Consider the following 20,162-nt stretch of genomic DNA (forward strand, 5'->3'; position numbering starts at 1 on the left):
GAGGGTAATGTGAGCCAATCACCATTAAATTTGCCTCGGATTGTGTTACATGACATTTGGCACCACAAGTGGGTATTGCTGTTGAGTATTTTGGTTGTGATGAATGGCGTAGCCGTCGTTTATACCAGCCATGTAACACGTAAGTTGATTACTCAATGGGATCAACTTCTACAAGAGCAAGATCGCTTAGATATTGAATGGCGAAACCTATTATTAGAAGAACAATCGCAATCAGAGCACAGTCGTGTGACTCGGATGGCAACCAAAGAATTAAATATGTCTCGGCCGCTTCCTAAGGAGGAAGTTATCATTCGAGTCCAGTGAGCATAGGGAATATGGCTAGACAAGCAAAGCAAAAATTAGGTCACGAACTTATTCCATGGCGTTTATACGTTGTGGTGGGGTTCGTTTTGTTATTATTTTGCAGTCTAGTTGCACGTGCGGCCTATATTCAAATTATTGAGCCAGATAAACTGCGTCACGAAAGTGATATGCGCACATTACGCACAACCAGCAATCAAGTTCAGCGAGGCTTAATCACCGATCGTAATGGCGATATGCTCGCGGTTAGTGTTCCTGTGCGGGCTGTGTGGGCTGATCCTAAACATGCTCATGATCAAGATGCATTTAAAGACATGCGACGTTGGCAAGCCCTTGCTGATGTTCTGCAGGAACCTGTCGATGTATTGGTCAGAAAAGTCAAAAACAATCCTAAAAAGCGCTTTGTATATCTTAAACGTCAAGTGACCTCTGCTGTTGCTGACTATATTGAGCAGCTTAAAATTGGTGGTATTTACCTTAAATCAGAATCCCGTCGTTACTATCCTGCTGGTGAAACGGCTGCACAGTTAATTGGTATCACTAATATCGATGATGTGGGCATTGAAGGCATCGAAAATACTTATAATACTTGGTTAACAGGAACACCTTCTAAGCAAAAAGTACGTAAAGCCCGTGATGGCAGTGTGGTTGAGCGTTTAGATATCGTGCAAGAAGGCGAAAGCTCTAACGATTTAGTGCTCAGTATCGATCAACGTATTCAGCAGTTGGCATATCGTGAATTGAAACGTGCGACAGAAGTATACCAAGCGACTTCAGGGTCTGTGGTGGTCATCGATGTGACCACTGGCGAAGTGCTAGCGATGGTAAATACGCCTTCATATAATCCCAATGCCCGAGATAATTTACAGCCTCACCGTATGCGTAATCGTGCCTTAACTGACACATTTGAACCCGGGTCTACTATTAAACCTTTTGTTGTTGCAGCGGCTCTAGATTCCGGCACAGTGAAAGTAAATGAATTGATCTCGACATCACCAGGGTGGATGCGGATTGGTGGACGTCAAGTTCGCGATTCGAATAACTATGGTGACATGACGTTAGCCAAAATTTTGGTTAAATCGAGTAACGTGGGCATTAGTAAGCTGTCCTTGTCTATGCCTGTTGAACAATTACTCGGTACATACCAATCCATGGGATTAGGTAATTATTCGGGGATTAATTTAACCGGTGAAAGTGCCGGATTAATTCATAATCGCCATCGTTGGTCTGACTTTGAACGTGCCACCTTGTCTTTTGGTTATGGCTTTACCGCGACACCATTACAAATTGCACGTATGTACGCCACGCTAGGCAGTGGTGGAATACTTTATCCAGTATCGATTTTAAAACTGAGACAACCACCTAAAGGCGAGCAAGTTATTTCAAATAAGGTCGCCTATGACGTAATGGAAATGCTCGTTGGGGTGACTGAAACGGGAGGCACAGGAACCAAAGCACACATTGATGGTTACCCCGTTGCAGGTAAATCAGGTACAAGCCGTAAAGCCGTTGCTGGGGGGTATGGCGATGATTATGTTGCTTTATTTGCTGGTGTAGCTCCGGTTCATAAACCACGCTTGGCTATTTCAGTTGTGATTAATGAACCCAAAGGTGACAAATATTACGGTGGCGATGTTGCCGGCCCTGCTTTTGCTAAAATTATGTCAGGTGCCTTGCAAATGCTTAATGTAGAACCAATTTCAGAGCAGGAGGCTGTTCATTTGGCCACTGCGCGAGGAGCGCAGAATAATGTTATTAAATGATTTATTAGCGCCGTGGTTCCATTACTCTGGCCGCGAATCCATTAATGGGTTAACACTAGACAGCCGTGACGTAGAACGTGGCGGTTTATTTGTGGCGTTACCTGGTCATAAAGTCGATGGTCGAGTATTCATTCCTCAAGCGATTAACGCAGGAGCAACGGCGATACTGATCCATACCGATAATCCAGATGAACATGGCATCGTCGATCGTCTTCAATATACTGTGCCATTAGTGTTTTTTTGCCAACTAGGCCGCCAATTGTCGGCCGTTGCTGCTCAGTTTTACTTATCCAATAACCAATCGTTATCTTTGATTGGAATAACCGGTACCAATGGCAAAACTTCTGTAAGCCAAATTATTGCTCAAATTGTCCATTTACTTGGCCATCAAGCCGCTGTGATGGGCACATTAGGTAATGGTTTGTGGGGCCAACTTGTGGATAGTGGCAATACGACTGCTGATGCCATAACGGTTATGCGCCAGCTTAGTGAGTTTGCTGCTAAAGGCGCTGAACTGTGTGCTATGGAAGTGTCTAGCCATGGTTTAGTACAAGGACGAGTAGAAGCGGCACCATTTGAGATAGCAGTGTTTACTAATTTAAGCCGTGATCATCTAGATTATCACGGTGATATGGATTCTTACGCTGCGGCTAAAAAACGCTTATTTCAATTTCCTAGTGTAAAACATGGTGTGATTAATATTGATGATGCCGTGGGCGAGAAATGGTTGACCCAACTTGCGAATGAAAAGAATAAATCATTCAGCATTCAAGGTAATTCTGCTGCCGACTTTTACTGTGATGCCATTGAATATCATGATGCAGGTGTCACCGCGACATTGCATTTTGTCGAGATTAATAGTGGGCTTCCTGTAAGTGTGCAGCTTAACTCGCCGCTATTAGGTGCATTTAACTTGTCTAACCTCGTGGCAGCAATAGCTGTGCTGTATTTACAGGGCAAGCCAATGGCATCTATTTTGGCGGTGCTGCCGTTGTTGGTTCCTGTTGCGGGTCGTATGGAGCGTTTTTCATCTACTAACAGCGCGACTTTGGTTGTTGACTATGCCCATACTCCAGATGCAATTGAGCAAGCGTTAAAAGCATTAAGATTGCACTGCAAAGGAACTCTGTGGTGTGTATTCGGCTGCGGTGGCGATCGTGACAAAGGCAAACGTCCTTTGATGGCACAAGCCGCTGAGCAATATGCAGATAAAGTGATGATCACAAGTGACAATGCCCGTAGTGAAGATCCACAAACCATTATTAACGATATTTTACAGGGTATTAGTCAGCCTCAAAATGTGCTTACTCAAGTAGACCGTATTGAAGCCATTACCCATGTTGTTGCATTGGCACACGTTGACGATATTGTACTGCTTGCTGGCAAGGGGCATGAAACCTATCAAGAAGTGGCAGGACAACGTATTGATTATGATGAACGCGCCTTAGCATTCAAGTTGTCTCAGGAGGCATCATGATTAGTGTCACTATGTCGGTATTAGCCCAGCATCTTAATGGCACCCTACACGGCCAAGACGGAGTGATTACGAGTGTCAGTACTGACAGTTGCAACATTCCAGCTCAATGTTTATTTATCGCGTTAAAAGGCGAGCGTTTTGATGGCCATGACTTTGTTGATACTGCGATTAAAAATGGTGCAGTAGCACTGTTGGTCGATCATCTATTAGTCGACCATCCTTTTGCCGCCGATATTGCGCAAATTGTAGTTGCCGATACCCAAAAGGCTATGGGCAAGATGGGAGCGTTTGTGCGCCAAACCGTGGCGCCTATTTGCGTCGCGTTAACGGGGTCAAACGGCAAAACCAGCGTTAAAGAAATGCTGGCCACTATTTTATCTCAACATCACCAAGTGTTATTTACCGCCGGCAATTTTAACAACGAAATTGGTGTGCCGTTAACTTTGCTACGGTTAAGTAAAGGTGATGAATATGGGGTATTTGAACTTGGCGCAAATCATCGTGGTGAGATCGATTACACCTCGTCGTTAGTGCTGCCTCAAGTCGCGTTAGTGAATAATGTCGGCAATGCTCATCTTGAAGGATTTGGTTCGCTGGAAGGTGTTGCTCAGGCTAAATCTGAAATTTTTAATCATCTTGCTCCAGATGGCACGGCGATTATTAATGCTGACGACAAGTTTGCAGACTTTATGCTGCAACAGTCGCAAGGGCACAAACACCTGCGTTTTAGCCGTGAAATGAATGTCGATGCCGATGTTACCGCAACAGACATAGTGGCAGATGCCAATGGTTGTTATCGGTTTACATTAACCTTTGATGGACAGCAAGAAGTGGTGCAATTGCCATTGGCGGGTCTGCATCAAGTGAGTAATGCTCTGGCTGCAGCATCTATGTGTATTGCTTTAGATATATCGCTTTACGACATCGCACAAGGCTTTGCTTTGCTTAAACCGGTAAAGGGTCGTATGCAGCCCCATGAGCTTGGTCGAGTGTTATTAATTGATGATAGCTATAACGCTAATCCAACGTCAGTAAGTGCGGCGATTAATTGGTTACAGCAACGTGATGGATATCGTTGTTTAGTGCTGGGAGATTTAGGCGAATTAGGCGACAATGCTGCCCCTTTGCACGCCAGCATTGGATTACAGGTTAAAAATGCAGCCATAGAGTCGCTATTTTGTTGCGGCCAGTTGTCGGCAAATACCAGTGAAGCATTTGGCAGTGAACACTTTTGTGCTCAAGAGCCATTAATCGTGGCATTGCAAAAACAGTTAATAAGTACCACAGGTAATATCACCGTTTTAGTTAAAGGTTCCCGCAGCGCCGCTATGGAGCGAGTTGTGGACAGTTTATTAGATGCCTTTGGGCGTGGGGAGTTAGTGTAGATGCTGGTTTATCTAGCCGAGTATTTAACCCAATTTTATAGCGGGTTTAACGTTTTTTCATATGTAACGTTCCGGGCTATTTTAGGCTTGTTAACTGCATTGGTGTTTAGTTTGTGGTGGGGGCCGATTTTAATTAAGCACCTGCAAACGCTGCAAATTGGTCAAGTCGTTCGTGATGACGGTCCAGAATCACATTTCAGTAAGCGTGGAACACCGACAATGGGCGGAATTCTTATCCTTGCGGGCATTTTTATCAGTGTGCTGCTGTGGGGCGACTTATCTAATCGTTATGTATTAGTCACTTTATTTGTACTAGCCAGTTTTGGTGTCATTGGTTTTATTGATGATTACCGTAAAGTGGTTAAGAAAGATTCTAAAGGCCTAATTGCACGTTGGAAATACGCACTGCAGTCAATTGCCGCTTTAGTGGTTGCAGTGTATTTGTATAGCTCATCAACCATGGTTGGCGAAACACAATTAGTTGTGCCGTTTTTTAAAGATATTATGCCGCAACTGGGCTTTATGTTTATTTTATTAGCTTACTTCACCATTGTGGGTGCCAGTAACGCAGTGAACTTAACCGACGGCTTAGATGGTTTGGCGATTATGCCAACCGTAATGGTTGCGGCTGCGTTTGCATTAATCGCTTACTTATCTGGTCATGCACAATTTGCCAGTTATTTGCACCTACCTCATTTACCGTTAGCCGGTGAATTGGTGATTGTGTGTACGGCTATGGTCGGTGCAGGTTTAGGTTTTTTATGGTTCAACACCTACCCAGCACAAGTGTTTATGGGCGATGTAGGCTCATTAGCGTTGGGTGCTGCATTAGGTGTGATTGCTATTTTGGTTCGCCAAGAGATTTTATTAGTGATCATGGGTGGCGTGTTTGTGATGGAAACGGTATCGGTGATATTGCAGGTGGGTTCGTATAAGTTACGTGGTCAACGAATTTTCCGTATGGCACCTATTCATCATCACTATGAGTTAAAAGGGTGGCCAGAGCCGCGTGTAATCGTGCGTTTTTGGATTATCTCGTTGTTTTTAGTGTTACTGGGTCTCGCGACTCTAAAATTACGCTAAGTAATTAATCAAGGTCAGTATTATGCAAACTCAATATACGCACATTGTTTTAGGCTTAGGGGCAACAGGGCTCTCGGTCGTGCGTTTTTTAGTGTCTAAAGGCATTAAACCTTTAGTGATGGACAGTCGTCGTCATCCGCCGGGTGCAGATACGTTGGCACAAGAGTTTGCCGATATTGAATTATTGGCTGGCGGGTTTGATTGTCGTTATTTAGTTCAGTCTAGCCAAATTATCATCAGCCCTGGTGTGCCAATCGATACGCCTGAAGTGCGTGCAGCATTGGACATGGGAATTGAAGTGATTGGTGATGTCGAGTTATTTGCTCGAGAAATAGCAGACAAAAAACCTTGCGTTGTCGGTATCACTGGATCAAATGGTAAATCTACGGTGACGACATTAGTGTACGAAATGCTGTTAGCTGCCGGAAAATCGGTGGCGATTGGCGGTAATATTGGTACACCAGCGCTGGATTTATTACCTCAGAATGCAGACTTTTACGTACTTGAACTATCGAGTTTTCAACTTGAAACAACTCATTCATTAAATTGTATTGCGGCAACGTGTCTCAATGTTAGCGAAGATCATATGGATCGCTATAGTGACTTAAATACTTACCGCGAAGCAAAATTACGCTTATACCCACAAAGTCGCTTTGTGATGTACAACCGTGATGACGAGTTAACTTATCCGTTAGAGCCAATGAATCAAAATAATTTTGGTTTGGATGTGCCAGAAGGCGATGCATGGGGATTAAGTGATGGCAAGATTTTCCATGGTGACAGTGAAATTATTAATTTAATTGATGTGACCTTAATTGGTAGCCATAACCATGCAAACTTATTAGCTGCAATGGCATTAGCCGATGCTTGTGGTGTCGGTAAAGAGGCCATGATAGAAGTGGCTAAAACCTTTGTTGGTTTAAGCCATCGTTGCGAACTGATTGCCGTTAAGCAAGGTGTGTCGTATATCAATGACTCTAAAGCGACCAATGTTGGCGCGACAGTTGCCGCGCTAGAGGGACTTAATTCACACTTAGGTGATTTGTATTTGATCGCCGGTGGAGACGGTAAAGGCAGTGATTTTAGTCCGCTTATAGAACCGTTGAGCAATATTACCCAGCTTATTACCTTGGGGCGAGATGGACGCAAAATTGCCAAATTAAAACCAGGCACTATTGAAGTGACAACGATGGCAGAGGCCGTCGCCAAAGCCGCTGAATTAACATCGTCTGGTGACATAGTATTATTGTCGCCAGCATGTGCAAGTTTAGATATGTATAAGAACTTTATGGCTCGCGGTGATGATTTTAGACAGTGTGTGGAGTCGTTAGCCGATGGCGAATAACGAGCAGCAACTTAGCTTGTTTAAACGGGGCCTTAATTGGACTTTGCCCTCGTTATTATCAGATGACCATACACCGGGTATGCCGTTATACGACCGTAGCTTTCTAGTCGCGATTGTCGGCTTAATGTGTTTTGGCTTTGTTATGGTGATGTCTGCTTCAATGCCTGAAGCGACCAAACTGACTGGCGACCCGTTTTATTTTATGTATCGCCATGTGCTTTACCTTGTTGGCTGCGTAGTGATTGCTTTCGTGGTACTGAAGTTTGAAGTCAGCTATTGGGAAAAAAACAGCGGCATGCTGATGCTAGCGGTGTTGGTATTATTGATAGCAGTACTGTTTATCGGTACTTCGGTTAACGGTGCTCGTCGTTGGTTGTCTATCGGTCCTATTAGGATCCAAGTCGCCGAAATGGCCAAGTTTATATTTATTGTATACATGGCAGGTTACCTAGTACGTCGTCATGGTGAATTACGCGAAAACCGTAAAGGCTTCTATAAACCGATTGGGGTTTACGGTTTGTTCGCAGTATTGATTTTGTTACAGCCTGACCTAGGCACCGTGGTGGTGTTGTTTGTGTGTACGGTAAGCTTGTTGTTTCTGGCTGGCGCGCGCATTACAGACTTTATGGTGTTGATATTACTTGGCGTAGCGACCTTCGTATTACTGGTGCTATTCGAACCCTACCGTATGCGACGTGTGACCTCGTTTATGGATCCGTGGGAAGACCCATTTGGCAGTGGTTATCAGTTGACGCAGTCCTTAATGGCTTATGGCCGAGGCGATTGGTTTGGTCAGGGTTTAGGTAACAGTATTCAGAAGCTGGCTTATTTACCTGAGGCACACACTGATTTTATCTTTGCTGTTATCGGTGAGGAGCTGGGGTTTACCGGTATTATGGTGGTGTTATGCACATTATTTTTTATTGCTATACGTGCGATTAGATTGGGTAATTTATGTTTAAAAATGCAGCGCCCTTTTGAAAGTTATGTCGCCTATGGTGTTGGTATTTGGATTTGTTTTCAGACCGTAGTTAACGTAGGGGCCAGTATTGGTATGTTACCAACCAAAGGGTTAACCCTACCGTTTATTAGCTATGGTGGCAGTAGTTTGTGGATTATGACTGCTGCGGTGATGTTGCTTGTTAGGATAGATCATGAACGTCGAGTTAGTTTGGTGCAAGCCGTACAAGGGAGAACTAGTTAATGAACAGTAATATTAGTCGTTCTCCTAAGATATTAATTATGGCTGGCGGCACTGGTGGCCATGTTTTTCCTGCACTTGCAGTGGCGAAATATTTAGCTGAAAAAGGTTGGCAAATACGTTGGTTAGGTACTGCCGACCGAATGGAAGCGCGTTTAGTGCCTCAACACGGATTTGATATTGAATTTATCGATATTAAAGGTGTGCGTGGTAATGGGCTTATACGTAAGTTAGCGGCGCCATTTAAAATTATCCGTTCAATTATTCAAGCTAAAGCGGTAATTGATGATTTTCAACCCGATGTGATTTTAGGCATGGGCGGTTTTGCCAGCGGCCCAGGCGGAGTGGCCGGAAAATTGTCAGGTATTCCTGTCGTGTTACATGAGCAAAATGCGATTCCAGGATTAACCAATAAGTTGTTATCTAAGATTGCCAAAAAAGTGTTGTGTGCATTCCCCAATACCTTTACCAGTAGCGTCACTAATGTTGAGGTTGTGGGTAATCCCATCCGCCAAGAGCTGATTGAGTTAGGCGCACAAATTAAAACACCGCAAGCCGATGCGTTAAGAGTATTGGTGGTAGGTGGTAGTTTAGGTGCCAAAGTATTGAATGATGTCATGCCTGCTGTGGTGGCTCATCTGAGTAAATATCATTCTCTGACAGTTTGGCACCAAGTGGGCAAAAATAACCAAACAACAGTAAAGTCGAGTTATCAACAACTTGGCCAATCAGACAGTGTCAATGTTGCAGAATTTATTGATGATATGGAAGCCGCTTATCGTTGGGCCGATGTAGTGGTTTGCCGCTCGGGTGCCCTTACAGTGTCCGAACTGGCAGCCGTGGGTTTACCGAGTATTTTAGTGCCGTATCCTCATGCAGTGGATGATCATCAAACAGTGAATGCATCAGTACTTGTTGATGCTGGCGCAGGATTTTTATTACCACAAACCATTTTAAATGCAGATAACCTTGCTGAGAAATTGCAGTTATTTGCTGAAAATAGACAAGAACTAGCCCAAATGGGTCATAAGGCAAGAGGCGTAGCGGTATTAGATGCGACTCAACGAGTAGCAGATATTTGTGCCTCATTTGCGAGAAAGGGTTGAAATGACTAAGACAGAAAGATACGCACAGCTTCGTAGCATGATCCCTGAAATGAGACGGATTAAGCGCATTCATTTTGTTGGCATCGGTGGTGCCGGCATGGGTGGTATTGCGGAAGTGCTTGTGAACGAAGGTTATCAAATAAGCGGCTCAGATATCGCTATCAATAGCGTAACTGAGCGTTTGGCGAGTCTTGGCGCAAAAATCATTATTGGCCATCAGGCCCAAAGCGTTGAACAGGTTGATGTTGTTGTCGTTTCGACTGCCATTAACCCGCAAAATCCTGAGATTATTGCCGCTAAAGAATTACGTATTCCGATTGTACGCCGTGCAGAGATGCTGGCTGAGTTAATGCGCTATCGTCATGGTGTTGCGATTGCCGGCACTCATGGTAAAACCACCACGACGAGCTTAATTGCCAGTGTCTATGGTCAAGCTGGCCGTGATCCAACATTTGTGATTGGTGGTTTACTTAATAGCGCAGGTACCAATGCACGCCTAGGCACCAGTCGTTACCTTATTGCTGAAGCAGATGAAAGCGATGCAAGCTTTTTGCATTTGCAGCCAATGGTCAGTGTGATCACCAATATCGAAGCCGATCACATGGATACATATGGTGGCGACTTTGAGAAACTGAAAACCACTTTTATCGATTTTTTACATAATCTGCCGTTTTATGGCGTCGCAGTAATGTGTATTGATGATGAAGTGATCCGCGAAATTATGCCACGTATTGGCCGCCAAGTTGTGACCTATGGTTTCAGTGAAGAGGCTGATGTCCAGGCGATTAATTTTGCACAAAATGGTCACCAGTCAAGTTTTACGGTTAAGCGTCATGGCAAAGATAATGTTGATATTGTACTTAATTTGCCAGGTGAACATAACGTTCTTAACGCTTTAGCCGCGATTGCTGTCGCCAGTGAAGATGACATCGATGATAGTGCGATTGTACAAGCACTTGCAGAGTTTGAAGGTATAGGTCGTCGTTTTCAGCATTTAGGTGAATTTGAAACACCTAATGGCAGTGTCATGCTCGTGGACGACTACGGCCATCATCCAAGTGAAGTATTAGCAACGATTAAAGCAGCGCGAGCAGGTTGGCCAGACAAGCGTTTAGTGATGGCATATCAACCGCATCGTTACAGCCGTACGCGCGACTTATATGAAGACTTTGTCGATGTATTGTCGCAGGTAGATTGTTTATTATTATTAGATGTTTATGCAGCGGGTGAAGCTCCTATCCCGGGTGCCGATGGGCGCGCTTTATGCCGTTCAATTAGATTACGAGGTCAAATAGACCCTATTTTTGTCGCCAGTCCAGATCAACTAGCGGCAGTTTTACCTGATGTGTTGCAACATGGGGATTTATTTATGACCCAGGGTGCGGGTAATATTGGTGCTTTATCGAAAGAATTAGCTCAGAATAATTTGGGTTGTAAAGTGCTTGTAGAAGAGCAATAAAGTGATTGATTTTTCACCAATTATTGTGTGTGAAAATCGAGCTTTAAACCTTATGAATTGGTCTATATAATGACCGATCTTTTGGAGTTAACTCCGGAACAACGTCAGAGGCGGATTTAAGGTGTCGTGGAGCGATAAAGGGCGGCAACTAAAACATAAATTAGCTCGTGTTAATTGGTATTTTTGCACTGGTGTAGTGTTTTTATGCAGTGTGCTTGGCACCGTTGTTTGGGGTTGTGTGCAACTACACGAGTTGTTAAACGATGCTGATGCATTGCCTATTGAAGCGGTTGCTATTAAAGGTGAGCGAATTTATACCACCGATGACGAAATTAAAAATGCATTACAGTCATTAATGCAAAGTAGTTTTTTTAGCGCAGATGTGGTGGATGTACAAAAAGCATTAGAAGCATTGCCGTGGGTTTATCATGCATCAGTAAGACGAGAATGGCCGGCAAAGTTTAAGGTTACCTTACAAGAACAACAAGCTGTAGCGCATTGGAACGAAGTGTCTTGGCTTAATATTAACGGTGAGGTTTTTGATGCGTTTGCGCATTCAGAACATGATGCCTTACCCAAGTTATCTGGCCCAGAAGGGACAGAAATAGAAGTATTGACCAGCTACCAGCAGTTAGATGATTTATTGACAATAAACGAGTTTAAGTTGGTCAGTTTACGCTTAAGTCCTCGCCATGCGTGGCATGCTGTACTGGCTAACGGAATTGAAATAGAGCTTGGGCGAGAAGATAAAATGTCACGGATACAACGCTTTATTAATGTGTATCCAACTTTGAAGCAAAGTGAGAAACCAATTGCGACCGTTGATTTACGTTACGATACCGGGTTCGCCGTAGGTTGGGATGATTCAAAAAAGAGAGTCGACAATAAATGACCAAAAATCAGGAAAGAAACCTCATCGTGGGGTTAGATATAGGGACATCCAAGGTCGCAGTGATCATTGGTGAAGTATTACCTGATGGTGAGATTAGTGTCATTGGTTTAGGTAATCATCCTTCTCGCGGCATGGATAAAGGCGGCGTGAATGATCTCGACTCTATAGTGCGCAGTGTGCAACGGGCGTTAGATCAAGCCGAGTTAATGGCTGATTGCCAGGTTTCATCGGTGTACTTAAGTATTTCGGGTAAACATATTGCCTGCCAAAATGAAAATGGCATGGTGTCGATTAACGACGAAGAAGTCACCCAAGAAGACGTCGATAATGTAATCCATACCGCACGCTCGGTTAAGATCCCGACAGAACGTCGTATTTTGCATGTATTGCCGCAAGAGTATTCAATTGACGTTCAAGACGGCATTAAGAGCCCAATTGGTATGTCGGGCATGCGTATGGAAGCCAAAGCTCATATTGTTACTTGTGCTAATGATATGGCCAAAAACATTACTAAGAGTGTCGAGCGTTGCGGTTTAAAAGTAGATGATTTGGTATTTTCGGGCATCGCTTCTGCAGACTCTGTGCTCACAAATGATGAGAAAGATTTAGGCGTGTGTATTGTTGATATTGGTGGTGGCACAACCGATATTGCTGTATATACCAACGGCGCATTACGTCATTGTGCAGTTATTCCGGTAGCGGGTAACCAAGTCACAAGTGACATCGCCAAGATATTCAGAACACCGTTAACGCATGCTGAACAAATAAAAGTGCAGTTTGCCAGTGCCAGAAGTTCTACGGTAAGCCGTGAAGACAGTATTGAAGTACCGTCAGTGGGTGGTCGTCCTTCACGTAGCATGTCACGCCATACTCTGGCAGAAGTGGTAGAGCCAAGATATCAAGAATTGTTTGAGCTTGTTCTCAAGCAGTTACAAGATAGCGGTCTAGAAGATCAAATTGCAGCAGGGATTGTGCTTACTGGAGGAACGTCCTCGATATCGGGTGCCGTTGATATTGCTGAAGCAACCTTTGGTATGCCAGTTCGTGTCGCATCACCGCTACCAGTAAAAGGGTTATACGAATATGTTGATCAACCTATTTATTCAACAGGAATAGGGTTGCTTCATTATGGCGCAAGACGAGTCATCGAACGACAGTTCGAACGACCTGAGCGCCAAGGGGTTACCAGCTTTTTGAATCGGGTCAAAAGTTGGTTTAAGGGTGAATTTTAATAACGCAGACAAATGGAGATCAGACAATGTTTGAGATCATGGACACACATTCAGACGAAGCGGTGATTAAAGTCATCGGCGTCGGTGGCGGCGGCGGAAACGCGGTCGAACATATGGTAAAACACAGCATCGAAGGTGTTGAATTTATCGTTACCAATACAGATGCACAAGCACTACGTAAATCAAGTGCTGGTTCAACTATTCAGCTTGGTCGTGACGTGACTAAAGGTCTCGGTGCGGGCGCAAACCCAGATGTGGGCCGTCAAGCCGCTGAAGAAGATCGCGAGAATATTCGTGCAGCAATTAAAGGATCTGACATGATCTTTATCGCTGCCGGCATGGGTGGTGGTACCGGTACTGGTGCTGCTCCTGTTGTGGCAGAAATTGCCCGTGAAGAAGGTATTCTAACCGTTGCAGTTGTGACCAAGCCTTTTCCTTTTGAAGGTAAAAAGCGCATGGCCTATGCAGAACTTGGTATTGCCGAGTTAGCTAAACATGTGGATTCGTTAATTACGATCCCCAATGAAAAGCTATTAAAAGTATTGGGTCGTGGTACTTCATTGCTTGATGCTTTTGCTGCAGCTAACAATGTATTACTTGGTGCTGTTCAAGGTATTGCTGAGCTAATTACTCGTCCTGGTCTAATCAACGTCGATTTCGCCGACGTGAAAACCGTTATGTCCGAAATGGGTAATGCCATGATGGGTACCGGTGTTGCTCGTGGTGATGATCGCGCTGAAGAAGCTGCAGAAGCTGCGGTGGCTAGCCCATTACTTGAAGATATCGACTTAGCCGGTGCTCGCGGTGTGTTAGTTAACATCACAGCAGGTATGGATATCACTATCGAAGAGCTTGAAACTGTGGGTAACCACGTTAAAGCTTATGCATCAGACAATGCCACTGTTGTAGTTGGTGCTGTCATTGATCCAGAAATGAGTGATGAGTTACGTGTAACTGTTGTTGCTACAGGTATCGGTGCAGAGAAAAAGCCAGACATTCAATTAGTGTCTAAGCCTGTTGCTCGTCCAGAACCTGTTGTAATAGAGCCGCGTCCAGAACCTGTTGATGAAGTGATGACACAACAAAGTTACGCTGCGCCAAAAGGTAATGCTGTTCCGCAGCCTCAACCTGTACAGCGTACTGATGCTGACTATCTTGATATTCCAGCATTTTTGCGTAAGCAAGCTGATTAATACACGGATAAAACGTTATGTTTTTGCGTGATTAATGAGCGAAGTGTGCGAAAAAGGTTATTTTGCAAGCAGGTTTATACATTTACTCTGTGTTTGGCGTTTTTTTTGTGAAAAGCTAAATTTATGGTAGCATGTTGTACCAGTTATGCATGATAGCCTAAGGCTATTTTTGCAACTATTTGTTTAATATTGATATTTATGGGCGACTGAATGATTTTTCAAAGAACTGTTCAAAAAATGGTGAAGAGCACTGGGGTCGGATTACATTCCGGCAACAAAGTGACTCTATGCATTATGCCCGCACCAGTGAATACAGGGATTGTACTAAAACGTACCGATCTTAGCCCTGCTGTGTCTATCCCAGCCAAAGCTGATATGGTTCGTGAAACAACAATGTGTACCGCCCTTGTAAACGATGCTGGGATTAGAATATCAACCATTGAGCATTTGTTTGCGGCACTTGCCGGCTTAGGCATCGATAATGCAATTATCGAAGTCGATGCACCAGAAATCCCGATTATGGATGGCAGTGCAAGCCCATTTGTGTTCTTACTGCAAAGTGCAGGAATTAAAGAACAAGCTGCAGCTAAAAAATACCTAAAAATCATCAAACCTGTGCGTGTTGAAGATGGCGATAAATGGGCTGAGTTAAAACCTTTTAAAGGCTTTAGAGTTGATTTTAGAATTGACTTTGATCATCCAGAAATTGCTCGTAGTCAACAACACATGGTGATGGACTTTTCGACATCAGCGTTTGTGAAAGACATTAGTCGTGCCAGAACATTTGGTTTTATGCGAGATATTGAATACCTACGTGCGAATAATCTAGCACTAGGTGGCAGCATGGAAAATGCCGTTGTACTTGACGAATATCGTGTATTAAACCCTGATGGTCTGCGTTATGAAGACGAATTCGTTAAGCATAAAATCCTCGATGCATTTGGTGACTTATATGTTGCTGGTCATGCCATCGTCGGCGAATTTTCAGCTTATAAAACTGGTCATGCGTTAAACAACCAACTTGTGCGTGCATTACTTGCTCAGCAAGATGCGTGGGAGTTGGTAAGCTTTGATAAAGAGGCTGATGTGCCTGTCAGCTTCATGGTTCCAGGTGCGTTAGCGCACGTTTAATCAGTTAAGATTGCCTATTACGGCTGGCTAATGCAGCCAGCCGTTTTAGTTTTTCACCTAAAGAACCATCAACATGTGCAGCTAATGCTTCAATATGTTGTGCTGCAGTGGTGCTGATCACATTTTGATTAGGTTGAGATTGTGGTTTTGCTAAGGCAAGCCCAGGATTGACTTTCACCTCTATAGCGGTAAGCATCGGAAGTGTGTCAGTTTGAAGTTGTTTTAATAGCTTCTGCTTTTGAAAGTTTATTCTTGCAGCCCATGCTGCAGATGTCGTTTCAATAACAAGAACACCCTGGCGGATATTAGCAACTTTTAGCTGCTCTGCCACAGGACCATTTAACGTCTGTTTGACATAACGATTCAGATTATTAAGTAGTTCTGCTTTCTCGGCCAGTTCAGGCAGTCTCCCAGACAAATGAACTAAATTGCTGAGATCTTGAGGGGGCTTTTTCATATGATAATAAGATGGCTGAATTAGGCTATGAGTGTAACAGTTTTTATCCAAGGTCGAAATGGTGTAACGCGCTGGCAACCTAGTAAGCGTTGGTTACTCCTACCTATTATTCTGATGGCCACTGGCACAGGAATATATCAATATAGCACTGAGCGTTTTGCTAACCAACAAGCGAAAGTTGATGAAAATAAACAGCTTCGCCAACAGCAAAAGCAACAAGTGGTAGAACTCAAAACTGCAACAGAAACCCAGCTGGCAACCTTGGTTGCTCACGTGGCAAAAATGCAGGCCAAAATCACCCGACTTGAAGCCCTAGGGCAGCAAGTAGCGCAAAATAACCTCCTTGATGACCAGTTTGATTTCTCTACAGAAGTTGGTATCGGCGGGTTAAGCGAAATCGGCAATGGTGTCGAATTAAGCCAACTTATCGATGAAATGAATAAGTTGGCGTCTAGAATTGATAATAATAACGTTCAGCTGTCACTACTTGAAACAGTAGCATCTAATCTCCATATAGATGAAGAGCGTTATATATCAGGGCGGCCAATCGATAAAGGTTGGTTATCTTCGCCCTATGGTTTACGAAATGACCCTTTTAGTGGCCGACGAACAATGCATAAAGGTATTGATTTTGCCGGCAAAGAAGGGGCAGATGTTACAACTACTGCTGCAGGCGTTGTAACGTGGTCAGGAAGCATGCTTGGATATGGCGAGTTAGTCGAAATAGATCATGGTAATGGTCTTCGCACTCGCTATGGACATAATAAATCTCTGTCAGTAAACGTAGGTGACGTCGTTGCCAAAGGCGATAAAATTGCCAGTATGGGAAGCACAGGCCGTTCAACCGGCCCCCATGTGCATTACGAAGTGCTGCGTGGTAAACAACAAATAGATCCACAGAAATACGTTTACCGCAAAGCAAGTTAATAATATTAACGGTTAATGCGCTCAAATGAGCCAAACCTACAACAGATAAGTGATTAAGATGTTAGGCAAACTACTGACAAAAGTATTCGGAAGTCGCAACGACCGCACCCTGAAAAATCTTGGAAAAATTGTTATTCAAATTAATGCATTAGAAGCTGATTACGAAAAGCTTTCTGATGAAGAACTCAAAGCAAAAACGACAGAGTTCCGCACACGTTTAGAAAATGGCGAAACCTTAGATAACATCATGGCAGAAGCATTTGCTGTTGTACGTGAAGCATCAAAGCGTGTGTTCGACATGCGTCCGTTTGATGTTCAATTACTCGGCGGCATGGTTTTAGACAGCAATCGTATTGCTGAAATGCGAACCGGTGAAGGTAAAACTCTAACGGCAACTTTGCCAGCTTACCTTAACGGCATAACGGGCAAAGGTGTTCACATCATTACTGTGAACGATTACTTAGCTACACGTGATGCTGAGAATAACCGTCCATTATTTGAGTTTTTAGGTTTAAGTGTCGGAATTAACATTGCTGGCTTAGGTTCATTCGAAAAGAAAGAAGCCTACAACGCAGATATTACCTACGGTACTAATAATGAATTTGGTTTTGACTACCTTCGCGACAACATGGCGTTTTCTCCACAAGAGCGCGTTCAGCGACCATTGCACTATGCCCTTATTGATGAAGTCGATTCAATTCTAATTGATGAAGCCCGTACACCATTGATTATTTCTGGTGCGGCAGAAGACAGCTCTGAATTATACGCCAAAATTAATTTATTGATCCCAAGTCTCATCGCTCAAGACAAAGAAGACACCGAAGACTATGTTGGTGAAGGTGACTATAGTATTGACGAAAAGGGTAAACAGGTTCATTTAACTGAACGTGGTCAAGAAAAAGTTGAACAGCTATTAATTGAAAAAGGCATGTTAGCCGAAGGTGACTCGCTCTATTCTGCGACGAACATTTCGTTATTGCATCATGTTCATGCGGCACTTCGCGCCCATACCTTGTTTGAAAAAGATATCGACTATATTGTACAAGACGATGAAGTTATTATTGTCGACGAACATACAGGACGTACTATGCCTGGTCGTAGATGGTCAGAAGGCTTGCATCAAGCTGTCGAAGCCAAAGAAGGCGCTAAAATCCAGAATGAAAACCAAACTCTGGCTTCTATCACTTTCCAAAATTATTTCAGACAGTATGAAAAGCTTGCCGGTATGACAGGTACAGCAGATACCGAAGCATTCGAATTTCAACATATCTATGGTTTAGATACCGTTGTTGTTCCTACAAATCGCCCAATGGTTCGTAAAGATATGGCCGACTTGGTCTATCTTACCGCGCCAGAAAAATATGCAGCGATTATTAAAGATATCGAAGGTTGTCGTGAACGTGGCCAACCAGTATTAGTGGGTACTGTCTCTATTGAACAATCAGAACTACTTAACTCTTTATTGAAAAAAGCTAACATTCCGCATAGCGTGCTCAATGCTAAGTTCCATGAAAAAGAAGCAGAGATTGTTGCTCAAGCCGGTAGTTTAGGTGCTGTGACTATTGCAACTAACATGGCTGGCCGTGGTACAGATATCGTATTAGGCGGTAACTGGAACATGGAAATTGAAGCGCTAGATAATCCAACGGCAGAACAGAAAGCTAAGATTAAAGCTGACTGGAAAATACGTCATGATGAAGTGCTTGCTGCAGGTGGTTTGCACATCCTAGGTACAGAACGTCACGAATCTCGTCGTATCGATAATCAGTTACGCGGTCGTGCCGGTCGTCAAGGTGATGCGGGTTCTTCACGTTTTTACTTGTCGATGGAAGATAGCTTAATGCGTATCTTCGCTTCAGATCGAGTATCTGGCATGATGAAAAAGCTCGGTATGGAAGAGGGTGAGGCTATTGAGCATCCTTGGGTATCACGTGCTATTGAAAACGCTCAACGTAAAGTTGAAGCTCGTAACTTTGATATCCGTAAGCAATTGCTCGAATATGATGATGTCGCTAACGATCAACGTCAAGTTGTCTATGCACAGCGTAACGAGCTAATGGATGCTGAAAGTATTCAAGACACTATCCAGAATATCGAACAAGATGTGATAAGTGGAATTGTCGATCAATATATTCCACCGCAATCACTTGAAGAACTTTGGGATGTACCGGGGCTTGAACAACGCCTTGGTAATGAATTTGGCCTGAAGCTAACAATTCAAGAATGGTTAGATCAAGATGATAATCTGCATGAAGAAACGTTACGCGAACGGATTCTAACGTCATGGAGTGAATTATATAAAGCTAAAGAAGAGATGGTCGGTGCACAAGTATTACGTCAATTTGAAAAAGCGGTAATGCTGCAAACACTAGATGGACTCTGGAAAGAGCACTTAGCTGCCATGGATCACTTACGCCAAGGTATTCATTTACGCGGTTATGCACAGAAAAATCCAAAGCAAGAATATAAGCGTGAATCGTTTGAATTATTCCAACAATTGCTTGAAACACTGAAAAATGACGTGATAAGCGTACTGTCTAAAGTACAAGTTCAAGCGCAGTCAGATGTTGATGAAATGGAGCAGCGTCGCCGTGATGAAGATGCAAAGATTAAACTGGCTTATCAACACGCAGCAGCAGAAGCATTAAGTGATACAGCAGAGCAACAAATAGAAGCGCCTAAAACAGTCATCCGTGAAGGTGAGAAAATAGGCCGTAACGATCCGTGCCCATGTGGTTCAGGACAAAAGTACAAACAATGTCACGGTAAACTCAGTTAACTCTCTGTTCACTATTGATGTTAGATAAAAAAGGTAGCGATTATTCGCTACCTTTTTTGTTTCTGGGATAATAAAACTGACTGATAAATTCACCCTTTGTGGATAACTTTGGGGGTAAATAGTGGGTATCATGTAGTTAAGTGCTCAAATGAATAAAAGATCATAAAAAGATCATTTTTTTGCACAAAAGCGCTTGCACTAAATCTTAAGCTGCCTATAATGCGCATCCACTGACACGGCATACAGCGAAAGCGAAAACCGGTTAGCGTTATTAACAACTAATTAGTGGTGTTAGTAACAGGCGAAAAGAAGTTTGAAAAAACACTTGACGCAATAAAGGGAATGCGTAGAATACGCAGCCCAAGCCAACGACCTAGCGTCTGACGGCGATGTCTGAAAAATCGACATCAA

The 20,162-nt window shown here is 43.5% G+C and carries 16 protein-coding genes; 15 read left to right on the top strand and 1 reads right to left on the bottom strand.

From position 1 onward, the window contains the following. The first annotated feature begins 9 nt into the window (after positions 1-9). From ftsL to lpxC, 13 genes are all read left to right on the top strand, one after another. Complete coding sequence (gene ftsL / locus HNW13_RS19795) at positions 10-324, top strand: cell division protein FtsL (protein WP_101088508.1); 315 nt, start codon at positions 10-12, stop codon at positions 322-324. Between the two features lie 11 nt (positions 325-335). Beyond that, entirely contained in the window at positions 336-2,084 is a 1,749-nt protein-coding gene (locus tag HNW13_RS19800) for a penicillin-binding transpeptidase domain-containing protein (RefSeq protein WP_101088507.1), read from the top strand. Further along, the gene (gene murE, locus HNW13_RS19805) at positions 2,068-3,561 is read left to right on the top strand and encodes a UDP-N-acetylmuramoyl-L-alanyl-D-glutamate--2,6-diaminopimelate ligase (protein ID WP_192116156.1); all 1,494 of its coding nucleotides are present in this window, start codon (positions 2,068-2,070) and stop codon (positions 3,559-3,561) included. The genes HNW13_RS19800 and murE overlap by 17 nt, the downstream gene beginning before the upstream one ends. Beyond that, positions 3,558-4,946, top strand: a complete 1,389-nt coding sequence (gene murF, locus HNW13_RS19810) for a UDP-N-acetylmuramoyl-tripeptide--D-alanyl-D-alanine ligase (protein WP_192116151.1) — start codon at positions 3,558-3,560, stop codon at positions 4,944-4,946. Before murE ends, murF begins: the two co-directional genes overlap by 4 nt. Next, positions 4,947-6,029, top strand: coding sequence for a phospho-N-acetylmuramoyl-pentapeptide-transferase (gene mraY, locus HNW13_RS19815; RefSeq protein WP_011639217.1), 1,083 nt, complete (start codon positions 4,947-4,949; stop codon positions 6,027-6,029). It abuts the gene before it with no gap. A 22-nt stretch (positions 6,030-6,051) separates the two neighbouring features. Then, positions 6,052-7,374, top strand: coding sequence for a UDP-N-acetylmuramoyl-L-alanine--D-glutamate ligase (murD, locus tag HNW13_RS19820; protein ID WP_101088504.1), 1,323 nt, complete (start codon positions 6,052-6,054; stop codon positions 7,372-7,374). Next, entirely contained in the window at positions 7,364-8,578 is a 1,215-nt protein-coding gene (gene ftsW / locus HNW13_RS19825) for a cell division protein FtsW (protein WP_101088503.1), read from the top strand. The genes murD and ftsW overlap by 11 nt, the downstream gene beginning before the upstream one ends. Continuing rightward, complete coding sequence (gene murG / locus HNW13_RS19830) at positions 8,578-9,681, top strand: undecaprenyldiphospho-muramoylpentapeptide beta-N-acetylglucosaminyltransferase (protein ID WP_101088502.1); 1,104 nt, start codon at positions 8,578-8,580, stop codon at positions 9,679-9,681. The genes ftsW and murG overlap by 1 nt, the downstream gene beginning before the upstream one ends. Before the next feature lies 1 nt (position 9,682). Beyond that, entirely contained in the window at positions 9,683-11,140 is a 1,458-nt protein-coding gene (gene murC, locus HNW13_RS19835) for a UDP-N-acetylmuramate--L-alanine ligase (protein WP_101088501.1), read from the top strand. Positions 11,141-11,261: 121 nt separating this feature from the next. Beyond that, positions 11,262-12,032 (top strand): cell division protein FtsQ/DivIB, encoded by a 771-nt coding sequence (locus tag HNW13_RS19840; protein WP_101088500.1) that lies wholly within the window; start codon positions 11,262-11,264, stop codon positions 12,030-12,032. Continuing rightward, entirely contained in the window at positions 12,029-13,264 is a 1,236-nt protein-coding gene (gene ftsA, locus HNW13_RS19845) for a cell division protein FtsA (protein WP_101088499.1), read from the top strand. The genes HNW13_RS19840 and ftsA overlap by 4 nt, the downstream gene beginning before the upstream one ends. A gap of 26 nt (positions 13,265-13,290) precedes the next feature. Beyond that, complete coding sequence (ftsZ, locus tag HNW13_RS19850) at positions 13,291-14,457, top strand: cell division protein FtsZ (RefSeq protein WP_101088498.1); 1,167 nt, start codon at positions 13,291-13,293, stop codon at positions 14,455-14,457. A 210-nt stretch (positions 14,458-14,667) separates the two neighbouring features. Further along, a complete protein-coding gene (gene lpxC / locus HNW13_RS19855; protein WP_011639209.1) occupies positions 14,668-15,588 on the top strand; it encodes a UDP-3-O-acyl-N-acetylglucosamine deacetylase in 921 nt (306 codons plus the stop codon). Positions 15,589-15,592: 4 nt separating this feature from the next. Here the strand turns inward: lpxC and HNW13_RS19860 are convergent, their stop codons facing one another. After that, positions 15,593-16,045, bottom strand: a complete 453-nt coding sequence (locus HNW13_RS19860) for a DciA family protein (RefSeq protein WP_101088497.1) — start codon at positions 16,043-16,045, stop codon at positions 15,593-15,595. Positions 16,046-16,072: 27 nt separating this feature from the next. Here HNW13_RS19860 and HNW13_RS19865 point away from each other — a divergent pair, with 27 nt between their 5' ends. After that, a complete protein-coding gene (locus HNW13_RS19865) occupies positions 16,073-16,972 on the top strand; it encodes a M23 family metallopeptidase (protein ID WP_101088496.1) in 900 nt (299 codons plus the stop codon). A 58-nt stretch (positions 16,973-17,030) separates the two neighbouring features. Next, the gene (gene secA / locus HNW13_RS19870; protein WP_162024087.1) at positions 17,031-19,751 is read left to right on the top strand and encodes a preprotein translocase subunit SecA; all 2,721 of its coding nucleotides are present in this window, start codon (positions 17,031-17,033) and stop codon (positions 19,749-19,751) included. Positions 19,752-20,162: the final 411 nt, after the last annotated feature.

This window comes from Shewanella sp. BF02_Schw (assembly GCF_014596695.2).
In the GTDB taxonomy this organism is placed as follows: Bacteria; Pseudomonadota; Gammaproteobacteria; order Enterobacterales; family Shewanellaceae; genus Shewanella.

What these genes read in the sequence shown, in the direction of transcription:
- HNW13_RS19800 (WP_101088507.1), top strand. Translation starts at nt 336, where the DNA reads ATGGCTAGACAAGCAAAGCAAAAATTAGGTCACGAACTTATTCCATGG.
- murF (WP_192116151.1), top strand. Translation starts at nt 3,558, where the DNA reads ATGATTAGTGTCACTATGTCGGTATTAGCCCAGCATCTTAATGGCACC.
- mraY (WP_011639217.1), top strand. Translation starts at nt 4,947, where the DNA reads ATGCTGGTTTATCTAGCCGAGTATTTAACCCAATTTTATAGCGGGTTT.
- murD (WP_101088504.1), top strand. Translation starts at nt 6,052, where the DNA reads ATGCAAACTCAATATACGCACATTGTTTTAGGCTTAGGGGCAACAGGG.
- ftsW (WP_101088503.1), top strand. Translation starts at nt 7,364, where the DNA reads ATGGCGAATAACGAGCAGCAACTTAGCTTGTTTAAACGGGGCCTTAAT.
- murG (WP_101088502.1), top strand. Translation starts at nt 8,578, where the DNA reads ATGAACAGTAATATTAGTCGTTCTCCTAAGATATTAATTATGGCTGGC.
- murC (WP_101088501.1), top strand. Translation starts at nt 9,683, where the DNA reads ATGACTAAGACAGAAAGATACGCACAGCTTCGTAGCATGATCCCTGAA.
- ftsA (WP_101088499.1), top strand. Translation starts at nt 12,029, where the DNA reads ATGACCAAAAATCAGGAAAGAAACCTCATCGTGGGGTTAGATATAGGG.
- ftsZ (WP_101088498.1), top strand. Translation starts at nt 13,291, where the DNA reads ATGTTTGAGATCATGGACACACATTCAGACGAAGCGGTGATTAAAGTC.
- lpxC (WP_011639209.1), top strand. Translation starts at nt 14,668, where the DNA reads ATGATTTTTCAAAGAACTGTTCAAAAAATGGTGAAGAGCACTGGGGTC.
- HNW13_RS19860 (WP_101088497.1), bottom strand. Translation starts at nt 16,045, where the DNA reads ATGAAAAAGCCCCCTCAAGATCTCAGCAATTTAGTTCATTTGTCTGGG.
- HNW13_RS19865 (WP_101088496.1), top strand. Translation starts at nt 16,073, where the DNA reads ATGAGTGTAACAGTTTTTATCCAAGGTCGAAATGGTGTAACGCGCTGG.
- secA (WP_162024087.1), top strand. Translation starts at nt 17,031, where the DNA reads ATGTTAGGCAAACTACTGACAAAAGTATTCGGAAGTCGCAACGACCGC.